7 protein-coding genes are annotated in these 13,796 nt (G+C 43.8%); 3 read left to right on the top strand and 4 right to left on the bottom strand.

All coding sequences use genetic code 11. The features are described 5' to 3' along the window. Window positions 1-4: 4 nt before the first annotated feature. From ACFFGT_RS26435 to ACFFGT_RS26425, 3 genes are all read left to right on the top strand, one after another. Window positions 5-889, top strand: coding sequence for a DMT family transporter (locus ACFFGT_RS26435; RefSeq protein ID WP_377025516.1), 885 nt, complete (start codon window positions 5-7; stop codon window positions 887-889). A gap of 252 nt (window positions 890-1,141) precedes the next feature. After that, window positions 1,142-4,657 (top strand): ABC transporter permease, encoded by a 3,516-nt coding sequence (locus ACFFGT_RS26430; RefSeq protein WP_377025515.1) that lies wholly within the window; start codon window positions 1,142-1,144, stop codon window positions 4,655-4,657. A gap of 246 nt (window positions 4,658-4,903) precedes the next feature. Continuing rightward, window positions 4,904-5,680 (top strand): SDR family oxidoreductase, encoded by a 777-nt coding sequence (locus ACFFGT_RS26425; protein WP_377025514.1) that lies wholly within the window; start codon window positions 4,904-4,906, stop codon window positions 5,678-5,680. Window positions 5,681-5,928: 248 nt separating this feature from the next. Here ACFFGT_RS26425 and ACFFGT_RS26420 read toward each other — a convergent pair whose 3' ends face one another. From ACFFGT_RS26420 to ACFFGT_RS26405, 4 genes are all read right to left on the bottom strand, one after another. Then, entirely contained in the window at window positions 5,929-8,376 is a 2,448-nt protein-coding gene (locus ACFFGT_RS26420) for a bifunctional YncE family protein/alkaline phosphatase family protein (protein WP_377025513.1), read from the bottom strand. Window positions 8,377-8,645: 269 nt separating this feature from the next. Then, on the bottom strand, window positions 8,646-8,990 hold the full coding sequence (locus ACFFGT_RS26415; protein ID WP_377025512.1) for a HopJ type III effector protein: 345 nt from the start codon (window positions 8,988-8,990) through the stop codon (window positions 8,646-8,648). 183 nt (window positions 8,991-9,173) lie between these two features. After that, the gene (locus tag ACFFGT_RS26410; RefSeq protein ID WP_377025511.1) at window positions 9,174-12,506 is read right to left on the bottom strand and encodes a FlgD immunoglobulin-like domain containing protein; all 3,333 of its coding nucleotides are present in this window, start codon (window positions 12,504-12,506) and stop codon (window positions 9,174-9,176) included. A 178-nt stretch (window positions 12,507-12,684) separates the two neighbouring features. Further along, complete coding sequence (locus tag ACFFGT_RS26405; RefSeq protein WP_377025510.1) at window positions 12,685-13,770, bottom strand: hypothetical protein; 1,086 nt, start codon at window positions 13,768-13,770, stop codon at window positions 12,685-12,687. Between the last annotated feature and the right edge of the window lie 26 nt (window positions 13,771-13,796).

Below are 13,796 nucleotides of genomic sequence, written 5' to 3'. Positions count from 1 at the left end.
AACTATGGACAAAAAAAACAGTTTGCTTTTCCTGCTGATATTAGGAACTGCTTTTTGGGGCATATCATTTTCTGTAACCAAACTGGCTATCGGGCAGGCTTCTTCGTCTACTTTTTTGTGCTATCGTTTTTTAGCCGCTACCGCAATACTTTCGGTGATATTCTGGAAACACGTCAGAACGATCAACTGGGATGCTGTAAAGACAGGAATATCCCTTGCCATTCCGCTCACTGCCGGTATTTGTTTGCAAACATTGGGCATTAAACACAGTAACGCTTCGCAATGTGCCTTTGTTGCAGGTATGTGTGTGGTCATTATTCCGCTGCTGAAAATCATCTTATACAGGGCAGTCGCCCCCGTTAAGATCTGGATCGCCGCTTCAATTGCCATGATCGGTTTATTCATTATTTCGGTCAAAAGCGACCTCTCCATCGGCATCGGTGACTTGTATACTATTGCCGGCGCTGTTGCTTTTGCCGTTTACCTAATCCAAGTAGAGAAGCATTCCAAATCCCGGAATATTGTAAGCACCATTGTACCTATGTTTGCAACCTGTACGGTTATTACCTGTTGCCTTGCATTAACAGACACCAATGCCGGCTGGCTACCGGAAAGCAGGTCATTCTGGACAGGTATCGTATTCTGTGCACTGTTTTCCACGGCATATATGTACACTATATCCAATATCGCCCAACGCTATATCAGCGCCGAAAGGGTATCTATCATTTATCTTTTCGAACCTGTTTTCGGTGCAATAGCAGCCTTCTTTATTTTAGGTGAAGAGCTATCATGGCGGTTGCTATTGGGCGGCTGCCTGATCCTGGCAGCTACATTGATCGCCGAACTTAACATTTCCGGATGGGCGGTTTTGCTCAGACGTAACCGTTAATAATTTCGTTATAATTCAACCATTGGTCAGTATCTGTATAACTATTTCAGGACTAACTAAAACCGACCAATTCATGTTCGGTTTTATTACAGTCGCTATTTTTCAATAATATACAATCATTTATATTTCAACTAATTATAAATTTGGAATGTGTATTGAGCCAGATTAGGCAGTTTGAAGAATTATCTGTTCCATATTAATATTTATGACCTTCTCCTTGGGGGATTTATCTTCGTCGGCCTGTTTTTTGCGATGTTGCTCTGGTTTGTCAAAGGTCAGTCCCGAAATGCAAACCGTTTTCTTAGCCTTATCCTGATCATTGTTGCCTCGTGGATGCTTTGGCTATTATGCACAGACATCCGGCTGGAAACTTACTTCCCTCATTGGAACAGACTGCCCCTTCAATTTTCGTTGGCATTCGGTCCGCTGATTTTCTTTTATGTACGTAAAATAACCCGGCCCGATCATAAATTTATCTACAAGGATCTGTTGCATTTTAGTCCGTTGCTGCTTGAACTGGGTGCCCATGCATCAGAGGTTAATGAAACTTTAAAGATGGCGGCTGCACTGCATTTGGGCCCCATTTTAGCATTACTGGCATTTATTTCGGTTACAATCTACCTGTATGCTTCCCACAGGCTGATAGAGAGTTTTTACCAGCGATTAAAATTCATTGGAGGCGACCGGCACCGGATGGAATTGCGGTGGCTGCATAATTTATTGACAGTTTTTACGATATTTTGGCTCTTGTGGATCCCCCTTGCAGCCGCGGATTATCTTTACTATCATCAATTGAACTTGCATGTTTATTATCCTTTGTACCTGCTTTTAGCGGCATTGATTATCCAATTGGCGGTCGTGGCGTTTTTGAGGCCGCAGGCTTTTGTGGCGGCCGAGATACCATCATATCCAAAACCATCACAACCTGCCGAACTAAGGCAAAAAGGGATCTGGCTGAAGAAAGCCATGACATCAGGTTTGTATTACCTGGATCCCGAACTCAATTTACGTTCGCTGGCCGGGAAGCTTGGGCTTCACCCCAATGAATTATCCCGGATCATAAACGAGGCGCTCAAAAAAAGCTTTAACGACTTCATTAATGAATATCGTGTGGCGGAGGTAACACGAAAAATGCAGGATCCGGCAAATGATAGAATAACACTTTTGGGTATCGCATATGATTCCGGTTTCAACTCTAAAAGTACTTTCCACCGCATTTTTAAAGAGTTAACCGGTAAAAGCCCGGCAGAATATAAAACCGCCCTGAAAAAAGAACTCCCAGGTTATAATTTGAGACCTTATTCCGCAACAGTAGCGATAACTTCGGGTCACAATGCCATTCCGGTATGGTCTCGTGATAAATTAAATCGCAATTATATGTTTCGTAATTATTTGAAGATAGCCTGGCGCAACACGTTGCAAAACAAGGTTTACAGCACACTGAATATTGTTGGTTTGGCAGCCGGCATGGCGGTAGCGCTCCTGATCGGTTTATGGGTATTCGATCAGTATTCCTATGATCGCTTTCTGCCCAATTATACACAATTATACCAGGTTGAAATGAACCTGACCTCACAGCACAACGGTACATCTACCCAAACGTCGATAGCACTGCCGCTGGCTGATGTTTTGCGAAAAGAGATCCCCGGAATAAAATATGTAGCCGAATCTGACAACATAGGCCGGATGAACCATAATCTTTTGATTGGCGATAAAAAACTCTACCTGGGCGGAGGCGCGGCATCTCCGGAATTTTTTAAGATATTTCAATATCCCTTTGTAAAAGGCGATGCCAATTTAGCTTTAAAGGACATCTATTCTATTGTTTTGACAGAATCAACCGCTAAAGCTTTATTTGGTAATGCGGATCCGATGGGGAAATATATACGGTTTGATAATGTACAGAACTTCCGGGTAACAGGGGTTATTAAGGATATCCCTAACAACGCAACAATGCAATTTAGTTATATCATTCCTTTTGCTTACATGGAAGCCACACAGGATTGGATAAAGGTTGCACGCACCAAATGGACCTACAATTCATTTTCGGCCTATGTAGCGCTGGAACCAGGCGTGACTTATGAGCAAATTGCTCTGAAAATACGGGACATCGTTTCTAAAAGAAGCCCGGAGATGCGGGTATCAAAGGCTGAGGTTTTTATGTACCCTTTAAAAGACTGGCATTTAATTACCGATTTTAAGAACGGCAAGCCTGTGGGCGGTTTTGTGGAATATGTAAATCTGTTTAGCATCATAGGCTTGCTGGTATTGGCGATAGCCTGTATCAATTTCATGAACCTTTCAACAGCAAGGTCTGAGAAACGGGCAAGAGAAGTTGGTGTTCGCAAAGCAATCGGCTCAACGCGTATCGACCTTGTTTACCAGTTTTTAACAGAATCTGTCCTGATCACATCCTTATCATTCCTGCTGTGTTTGCTTTTTGTTCAGCTGGCTTTGCCATCGTTCAACGCGTTAACAGGCTCCTTGATCCATATTCCGTATGGAAGCGTTAGCTTTTGGGGCTTCATGATCGCTTTTGTACTGGTAACCGGTTTAATAGCCGGAAGCAAGCCGGCGTTTTACCTGTCCTCATTCAGCCCGGTTAAAGTGCTGAAAGGGACTATCCAGATTGGCAAATGGGCCTCACTACCAAGAAAAGTGTTGGTAGTGGTACAATTTACCTGTTCTATTGCATTGATCATAAGTACAGTGGTTGTTTATCAGCAGATACAATACGTTAAAAACCGGCCAACTGGCTACAGTGCCGACAGGCTGATGATGACAGATATGAACGGCGATCTTTACCAGCATTATGATGCCTTAAGAAATGACCTGCTATCATCCGGACTTGTAGAAAGCGTGGCATCATCCACCTCGCCGGCAACGCAGGTGTATAGTCATTTTTCATTGCAGAAATGGCCGGGTAAAAATGCCGGGGACGAAGAGGTGAATATTGGTGCTATATGGATATCAAAGGAATATTTCCAAACCCTGGGGATGACTATGGCAGCCGGGCGCAATTTTTCGGGTGACTTCAGAAATGATTCGCTGAATGTGATTATTAATGAAGCCACCGTCAGGCGTATTGGTTTAAAAAATCCGGTCAATCAAATGATAACCTGGAATGGAAGCGACAAACCGGTACGGATCATTGGTGTGGTAAAGGATGCTTTAATGGAATCGCCTTACAGCCCGGTAGCACCCGCTATTTTTGGTCATAATCCAAGCGGGTTTGTGATCACTTATCGCCTGCCTAAAAATGCGGACATCCATACTTCGATAGAAAAGATCGGGAAGGTATTTGAAAAATATAACCCAAACTTTCCTTACCTGTACAAGTTTGTAAATGACGAATATGAGCACAAATTTAACCTGGAAGTATTGATAGGCAAACTGGCAGGTGTATTTGCCGGCCTGGCCATATTTATATCCTGCCTGGGCCTGTTCGGGCTTGCTGCTTACATTGCTGAACAGCGTACTAAAGAAATAGGCATCCGTAAGGTATTAGGCGCATCCATAGCCCAGGTGTGGATGATGTTATCGCGTGATTTTGTGCTGCTGGTTATAATCAGCTGTGCCATCGCTTCGCCGCTTGCGCTCTATTTCCTGGTACAATGGCTCAATAAATATGAATATCGTATCAACCTTGGTCCGGGGGTATTTATTGCGTCGGGTATAGCGGCTGTTATTATCACCCTGGTCACCATCAGCTTCCAGGCAATAAAAGCGGCGCTGGCAAATCCGGTAAAGAGTTTAAGGAGCGAATGATCAGTTTCGCTGCTGATTAGGGAGCCGGATTATAACCCGATGGATTTTTTTGCTCCAATTACAGAAACAGTAAAGCAGCAGTTTAGATTATAACCATACCTAACAGGGATGCGCTAATTAAAGCAGATTTTTTAAGTACAAAGAGGCAGAAATCTGCCAAATTGATATAACTTGCCATTATAATCATAATGAACAAACAGATCAGGTATCTGAAGGTTCAGGAGATTTATTTTTAAACATTTGCTTATGAACCTGGGATTAGATCAAAAGGTAGCCGTTGTGTTAGCGGCAAGTAAAGGGCTTGGAAAAGCTTCAGCACTGGCTTTATCTGCAGAGGGCGCAATTGTTATCATTGGCTCCCGTAACCTGTCTGAATTAAATTCAGCCGCAGACGATATCCGGTTGCAAACCGGAAACGAAGTGGTTTGCTACCAGGTAGATGTTACTGACAGTGAACAATTAGCTTCATTTATCAACCAGGCAGGAAGCATATACGGCCGGATTGATATATTGGTCAATAACGCCGGCGGGCCTCCGTTCGGGAAATTTGAAAGCTTTGACGATACGCAGTGGCAGCAGGCTTATGAGCAAAACATGCTTAGTTTTGCCCGGACATCCCGATTGGTGTTACCTTTTATGAAAGCGACAGGCGGTGGTCGTATTATCAATATTGTTAGTGGTTCGGTCAAATCTGTATTGACAAATTCAGTGCTGTCTACCGCAATGCGCATGGCAGTGGTTGGCATGGCAAAAATGCTGGCCGACGAATTAGGCCCTTATAATATAACGGTTAACAATATTGCACCGGGCCTGATCATGACAGACCGGATCAAACACACCCTGCCTCAAAACATAGATCCGGAGGAGGCTATTAAAGAAAAAACTAAAAGCATCCCGCTTGGACGTATTGGTAAGCCGGAAGAATTTGCTGCGTTGGTTGCATTTCTTTCATCAGCCCAGGCTGCCTATATCAGCGGGACAACCATACAGATTGATGGAGGCGCTAATCGTGCTATTTTTTAAACAAAGTTTTAAAAATTAGCTTTACCTATTGCACAGATCAATTAGCGATTGCAGATCTTAGATGAAATTATCAGGAACCGGAGCTATCAGGCTTGTGATTTTTTTTCCGTACAGGGAAAATCATACGATACATAAATGCCTTCAGGATACATTCCGAAGGCATTTATGTTTGGCAGCAGGCCGTTGGCCCTCCTTGTAATACTGTTACTCGCCCAGCTCCAGGCAATCAACGGCTCTCTTTTCCACCACTAATCGTCATCATCAGCTTTTTGAACGGCCTTTACAAAGGCTGCGCGCACCGGTGTAGGTACAGGTGTATGCTCCCCTTTAATGGCTTTCCAGATCATAGTGTTCATGATCTCATCGGGCACACGGTCAACTACCGAAAAATCAAGCCCTTTGGCCATAGCAGCAAGCTTTGTTCCTTTAGGGTTAAGCTCATTGAGGTTGATGTTGGACGGAAAGCTTTTAAACGGCGTGCTGTTGGATGTTTTATCAAAACAACGCCACATTGCGGCGGCCGAAGCATCATACTGGGTCATGGGTGGCAAGCCAAGGATCAGCTCTATAGTACGCAACACAGACGAGGTGGAGTACATAGTATGATCTACAAAGTTACGCTTTACAAAGCCCCCTGCAATATAAGCGGGCGAGCGATGAGCATCCACATGATCGGGGCCATTCTGGGCATCATCTTCCACTATAAATATTACGCTGTTTTCCCATATCGGGCTTTTGCTAATGTGCTCTACCAATTTACCTACTGCAAGGTCATTATCCGCGACATGTGCAAAGGGTGTGGGCCTGCCTGCAGTGGTACCTTCAGTATGATCAGAAAGCATACGTATGGTATTTAGCCGTGGCAGTGCATTGTTCCGCATCAGCGAGTCAAAATCATGCTCCCATGCCTGGTAACGCAGGGTGTCAGGATCTCGCAGATCGCGGGTAGGATACGCCTTTGCATAGTGATCTTTCAGTATAGGTATTTGCGGTGTATTATCGGCGTTAATAAACTCCCCGTAAGTGCGGAAAGTTACATTAGAACGGTTGGCCTGGTCCCAGATGTACAGCTTGTTTTTGGCAGTTAAACCAACAGCGCCCGGGCCGCGGCTGCCATAGCTGGTAGGCCAGTTCTTTTCCATATAATCTGTAGCATAGGCGCCCAGGCTCCAGTTATGGCCATCTGCACTTACCTCGCCATCTACATAAAAATTATCCAGTAGCACAAAATTTTCGGCCAATGCATGGTGGTTTGGTGTAATACGTTTGCCAAATAGCAGCAGACTGGTATCTCCGTTACCTTTGGGCATGTCGGACAATACCTGGTCATACGTCCGGTTTTCCTGAATGATATAAAAAACATATTTAATTGGTGACGCAGCGCCCACTTTAGCCGGAACGGGATTACCCGCTTCGCTATAAGCGCCTGTTTCCTGCTCCCGATGATAAGGCGTATTGTGAACTACTGCCTGTGAGTAAACAGGCAGTTCTTTTTCGGTTGGCACAGGGATGATACTCAGGGTACCCATCAACAACCCTCCGCCAATGTATTCGGTTCGCGCTGGCCTAAAGGGGTCGCCGCCATGCAATACAACGGTTTGGTTTTTGGCCACAGGATTAGGCCCGTGCGGATTAGGAAGCGATGAAAAGCCTTTGGCATTGGCCACGTACAGTTTATTATCTATAACGCGCACAACGCTGGGATACCAGCCTGTTGGCACAAACCCAAGCGACTGGCTGGAACCTGGCTTTGTTACATCAAACACTGCCAGGCAGTTATTATCGGCATTAGCGATATATAGGGTTTTGCCGTCCTTGCTCAAGGCCACCGAGTTACTGGTGGTTCCGCTAAGCGGCGTGGGTGATACCGCCGTGTTCAGGGTTTCCAGCACTTTAGCCTTGCGCACGTCAATTACCGATACAGTATTATCATTTGCATTGGCTACATACAGATATTTCCCGTTCCGGGAGATGCACAGGTCATTCGGGTTATCGCCTACAGTAATAGCGTCGAGCAGCTTGTTTTCTTTAGTGTCAAATATGGCCACTTTATCGCCGCCCCAAAGGCTGATGTATAGTTTTGACATATCGGGCGACAGCAGGCAGGTATAAGCTTCGGTGCCCAGTTTGATTTGCCGAAGGACAGTTTTTGTTTTAAGATCAATGAGGTACAGGCTGTTATCCAGCTTGGTAACAACATACAAAATACTCCGTTTGTCATCAAGTGCCAGGCCGGTAGGCGAAATTGATGCCGCATTGCTTTTTTTGCCCCATGCTTCACCCAGCTTGATGGTATCGGCTGCCACCAACTTATCGTTAGTAATAGCATAACGGATAATCCAGTTGTTATCGCCGCCTGATGCGTAAAGCGACTGCTCATCTGCACTGAAAACAAGGCCACCCCAGGCTTTACTGATCAACACTTTATCCAGTTCACGGTCTGTACGGGCGTCCAGCAGTTGAATGGTTTGAACGCTTTGACCGTTGTTGGTAACCGCAGCGTAATGCAGGCTCTTGCTTACGGCAATATTTAAAGGAAGATCACCCAGGGGCAGGCTTTTACCAACGGGCGTTAACGACCACCCGTTGGGTAGTTTCACCCTTTTATTTTCAACAGTGGCAAGATTTTGCGCCTTCACAAACCTGCTGCAGGTAAGTAACAGGATGGCCAGGCAAAGAATTTTGTTACGTGACATAGTCATGGAAATTAAATTTTATCAATTGCCGGCCGTTTGGTAAATATGAGGCCTATTGCTGTTCGATTAAGCTTTATAAAAATGCTGTACAGGTTAATACAGCTCACAAAACTCAACAACATAAGACAATTGATGTCGCGGTAAAAGTAGACCACCAATATTAATATATTATTAAATCGGGGAAGCAGATGCTTCCTGTATTGTAACAAAATCAATGGAATCTTTTAGCCAGATGTCCCCCATATCATGTAACTGAGCGTTCCGGTCTGTTAAGACTTCAGGGCCAGGGCCTCCCCTTCAAACACGATCCCCGGCCATCCATGAGCCATGAACTGCCGGATATTCTGATGATCTGTACCATCGGGATTTGCCAGTACAGCCCTGTAATGTTCTGCAAATAAGTAAAGCGTGTCTGCAGCATTCAGGTTGTTGATTTGAGCAAAAGTAAAAACCTTAGCACTGCCCTGGTTTTGTGTGGCTTCATTATATACATCACCATTTTTAAACGCGGCAGGCTGATGCATGTAGTAGGTTTCTATAAACCCGATAACTTCAGTAAATGTAACAGTGCCTTCTTTTAAGGCGATAAGTAAGTCAGATAATTGTTTTTTCATTCTGAGAATATTTTTGCGAAAATAAAATTCGCAACTGAGATTTCATTAATAATCTCAGTTGGCTTTTTCTCTTCAAGAAAGCAGAGCGTTTTTATTTGTTTGCTAATGATGTTGAGAGGATAAACACTATTTGCAGATATATTTTGCATTTTATTTTCCGGGGCGCGAAATAGCCCCATCACATTATTTCTTCTCAAATTTCCATGCATTCAACCCCAAAGTATAACCGCCTTTTTTATTGAGCGATGAGCAAACTAACCTTATAGATGCCGGGCTTTTGATATCTGCTTTGCTATCCTGGCTTTGAACTTCAAGCAGTTTGTTATTGCTGTAAGCAGCCTGCAACCGGCCGTTAACCATTTTTATGGTAATAAGTTGCCAGCGATCTTCCAACGGCATTAAACTATCATATTTAGCCTTGTAAATACTTGTTCCGTTTACTAATAAACTTACATCGCCACGATAATAGGCTGATAGTAAAAACACTTTTGCTATTACTTTTTGTGCTTTATCCAATATCTCCAGGTAAACACCGTTCTTTTCATCAAAGCCATTACCGGTTCCTATATTAACACAATTCTGTGTAAAATTAACAATGCCCGATAATGTCCAGGAATTGAGGTTAGCTTGCTGACCAAAATCCCGGCTTAAAACGGCCTGCTTATTTTCCTGCCGGTAATCGATATAAATATCGGGGAAGGTTTTGCGGTATGTTTTAATATTGGTGTGCACATTCCACCATTGCACATACCTGTTCGTGCTGTCATCCATCGCCGGCGTCCTTTTCCAGCCATAGCGGTTATTCTCGAGCGTGCTGTTAAATGGGAGGTCGTCCATAAGTTGAATAGTTGATGGAGCAACGGATGGCTTTAAACTATAAAATCGATCGTCAGGAATTACCTGTTCATGTTGGCTGGTACTCGTCCAATAAAGTTGTACACCCTTTTTTAAAGTTACCCCTGCCGGGCATTCCAAACGTACAGCATAGCGTGTCCCTTTATTTAACCCGATGCCTGAAGCTCCTTTTTGAGGATCTATTGATTTCCCGTCCACCCATAACCGGCAATCAGCAATGCCATCGCCTTTTAAAAAGAATTCGTATTGCTCTGAATATAAGGGTTCCACAAAACCGTTATAACTAAGTGAGGCCCCCGAAGCTGTCATGATGCTTTTGGTTGATAAGCCATGGGTGTTAACAGCTAAATTGATGGGGACAACCTGCTCCTTGATGGTTGATAACCCACTGATCTTCCAGCGATGCAAGCCTCCATGGATACTTTCGTCGTTATGATACAGATAAGTATCGCCATTGGGCAATTTTACTACAGATGCGGCAAAGCTGTTACCTGCCATTTCGGCTGCTGCTTCACCTTTCCCGGCTTCGGAGCCGGCAACACCAAACTGGCCTATAAATAAACCATCGTCATAAACCTGTGTCCATTTGTTTACTTCGCTGTTTTTCCAAAACTCACCATGATAGCCCCAAAAAATACTGCGCCCGCTTGCTATGGCAACGCAGCCGGGATAATTGGTATGATTACCAATATCAAAAGCCCCATCCGCAGGGAATGGGCCGCTATATTCCTTTGTAGTGCTCATGGCAGTTCGCCAAAGCAATTTATCGCTTCCAGCTTTTATTCCTCCCAGGTGCCAGCAATTGGCGATGGTGCCATCAAATAATGCAATAACACCTGAAGAGGTGATCTCGCCCGATCTCAATAATGTATTATTGCCATGGTAGCCCGGGTCTGTCGGTTCGGCCGGCTGGGTTTGCGCTATAGTATTTTCAGGTCCCCATATAGGGTCGTTATCCGGGGTAAATTTCAAAAGTTCTCTTTTTGTAAAAACAGTTGGTACTCCTACCCTGAATGTCGAAACCCTGCGGAGCGAACCATCCGGATATAGCTGCGAATTATTCATAGGGATATCAACGCCGGTTATTCGCAGCGGCCCTGTTTTTGGCAATTCAACCAGTTTCCACCTAAACAATGAATTGATCCTATAATCCAGCAAAGCATATGTTTTACCATTACTTAAGGTTGAAACCCCTCGAAGCCTGTTGTATTTATCGTCATATTCGGGCGGTATATTGTGCCCCCAGTTACGCACCAGCTGCCACGAACCGTTATTGGCTGCCAACGGCTTGCTGTAATCTACCTTAAATTCAAGAAAATCAGAGAACACGCGCGACGGATCATTACCATCAACAAACGAACTGTAGGATGTTTGCAGGTACATGATCCGGTTAATAAACTTCCGGTCGGCTGTGAAATGTTGTGCTCTTAAGTTGCCCGCATCTTCCACCCAAAAACTCCCATCGGGTTGAAAGGCAATAAAAGTACCGGGGCCTTTAGCTTCGTTGAAATAAAATTTATCATTACGCACATTCGGATCTGTTGCATAACCGCCGGCAATGCCATACGTCCATAATGGGGAGCCGTTATCAACCTGGAATGCTTTTAATTGCTGGCTTTCCCCCCCATCGGCAACAACCAAGGTTTTGCCATCGGGATTTACTGCCGATGCTATGGGATATAGCAGTCCGGCCGGTGCAACGTGTAGTGAAATTAGCTTTCCGTTGGCATCGACAGTGAATTTTTCGATGATCCGTTTACCATTTTTAGCGTAGATGAGCCAAACATGATTATCATCATCCGCAGTTATATTTAACGGAGTATCAAATGATTCTTTTTGCACAAGAGTGCCCGTTGTTTTATCGAGCACATGCAGCTCATTCAGGTTTTTATGCGCTATAAAAAGATACCTGCCACGTTTCTGGACAGCAAGGCCGGAGATTTCGGATTTATCATTACTTACAACATCTATAGCGCTTTTATACTTTCGGCCATATTTTGTGGCCTGGGGCTGGCCTTGGGCAAAGCTGATTTCCGAATCGCCGGTTACTTTGGTACCAAATACCATCCAGTTGTTGATGATCCCGGCATCGTTACCAGCCCAATAAACATTTAAACCATCTGTGGCAACATACTTTACGGATAACCCTTTGCCCAGTATCATCGATTTTTTTTGAGGGCTATGGATATTAAACTTGAAGGTACTGCCGTCCTGTTCATTGTACCCAACCGCAAAATATGCATTGTTACCACTGATAACCATTCCATACATCCGCTCAATAGCATGGTAAACCGATGGCCCGGTAAATGAATCAGATGTATTGCCGATTACTCCTTCCCATTTATAATTTACACTGTTTGACAGCACTTTAACCATATAGCTGCCATTTGCAGCAAGGCGGCCATCGTCATCTAAACCGTCCCAGCTATATTGATGGGTACCTGCATTATAGGTTATGCCACTCCAAAGCGTGCGAACCAGGGTTCCGTCCTTTAAATATACGCCGGCACTTGTTTTTGCTTTACCATCAAGTTTAAAAACAAAAATGTTTCCGGTTTGTGCAAGTGCATGCTGTGTAAGCAGAAAACAAATTCCGGCAAATAAAGCAATGACACTAAAACAGGTTTGGGCCTTTTTTATAAACTTATTGGTTACCATCATTAAACAGCTCTGTAATAATACCATGTGTACTACAAAGCTATCTCAATATCGTTTGTGGAAGTGTACTTTATTAGTGACATTGTATTGTTTTTGTTGATGTAGTCATAAACAGGGCCGCCTTAAAGCTGAATTACTGACCAGAAGTCCCTCTCCATTCTATCAGAATTTTTAAGATGAATTATATTTTCAATTCTATAGGCGGCTGTATATGAGCATAATCTTCCAGAAAAAAGCCTTTAATACCGCCGTCGTCGTTAAAGGGGATTTGGTCTACATTAAGTTCATCACCACCAAAATTTAGTTTATAAAGCCGTGTTGTGTTTCCATCTCTGTTATCCCAAACAGTTAAGGTAGGCGCTACCCCATCATCTTCATAACCTATTGCCAATACCTGGTGGTCGCCAAGGGGCGAAACACTGTCGCTAAATAATAATCCTATAGGGCAGGCAGCTTCGTTATCCAATCTGTTTTTAATTTTCCCCCATTCGTCTTTAGTACGATCTAAAATGACCTTTTTGCCCCCAAAATCAAATATGCCGATTTGTGAACCCAATAAACCGCCAAAAGCTGCACCAATCGGTCCTTCCAAACTTCCAACAGCAAGCCCTAATGCAACGTTTCCTGCGACAGAAGCAATAGGTAGCACATGCAGCGTAACCGACCAATCTAACCATGCCATCGCATTCATGCCTATTGAATCAAGCAACCTGTTGAATATATAATCGCCTAAGACGCCGGTAGAGGGTGGCGTTTTTATTGAGGAATTTATTTGCCAATTGGAAAGATAGAAATCATAACCGGCAAAAGCCATTCCTCCGCATCTTCCAAATGTACCGGCGCTCCCTACAATGTTATCAAATACAAGCTTTCCGGCTATTTCTTTCAAAACAAAATCAATTGCAGCTTCTGGTAAACCAACTGTTATAGAAGGGCCTAAATCAAGGGGGCCTATATTTACCGGGTCGAGATCAACACTTAAATCATTTAATGCATCTTTAAATGGTTTTAAAACCGAGTCAAAAACAGAACTCCATGCCCCTTGTAAACGTTCCCGGATCTGAGCTGCATTTTCTACAGTCATTTGAAAGCTGTTTGCAAAAACAAATGCATCCGTAGAAGCTTTAAAGGGCCCCATTTTAATACGAAGATCTGTAAGCGAACGAACCGGCAGTTGAACAAAGGGCTGATTTAAATTATTAATAATACATGGCTTTCCAATCTTCCTGTAATTTAATCCATCGTTGATACTTGACGTCTTTGGCATAATGAAAAATGTTTAAACTATTTTTA

It is taken from the genome of Mucilaginibacter angelicae (genome assembly GCF_042434235.1).
GTDB lineage: Bacteria > Bacteroidota > Bacteroidia > Sphingobacteriales > Sphingobacteriaceae > Mucilaginibacter > Mucilaginibacter angelicae.
This window is presented reverse-complemented; position numbering and strand designations above follow the sequence as displayed.

Bases quoted from the DNA above. Each gene is read 5' to 3' on its own strand.
- ACFFGT_RS26420 (WP_377025513.1), bottom strand. From the start codon at position 8,376: ATGTCACGTAACAAAATTCTTTGCCTGGCCATCCTGTTACTTACCTGC.
- ACFFGT_RS26410 (WP_377025511.1), bottom strand. From the start codon at position 12,506: ATGATGGTAACCAATAAGTTTATAAAAAAGGCCCAAACCTGTTTTAGT.
- ACFFGT_RS26415 (WP_377025512.1), bottom strand. From the start codon at position 8,990: ATGAAAAAACAATTATCTGACTTACTTATCGCCTTAAAAGAAGGCACT.
- ACFFGT_RS26435 (WP_377025516.1), top strand. From the start codon at position 5: ATGGACAAAAAAAACAGTTTGCTTTTCCTGCTGATATTAGGAACTGCT.
- ACFFGT_RS26430 (WP_377025515.1), top strand. From the start codon at position 1,142: ATGTTGCTCTGGTTTGTCAAAGGTCAGTCCCGAAATGCAAACCGTTTT.
- ACFFGT_RS26405 (WP_377025510.1), bottom strand. From the start codon at position 13,770: ATGCCAAAGACGTCAAGTATCAACGATGGATTAAATTACAGGAAGATT.
- ACFFGT_RS26425 (WP_377025514.1), top strand. From the start codon at position 4,904: ATGAACCTGGGATTAGATCAAAAGGTAGCCGTTGTGTTAGCGGCAAGT.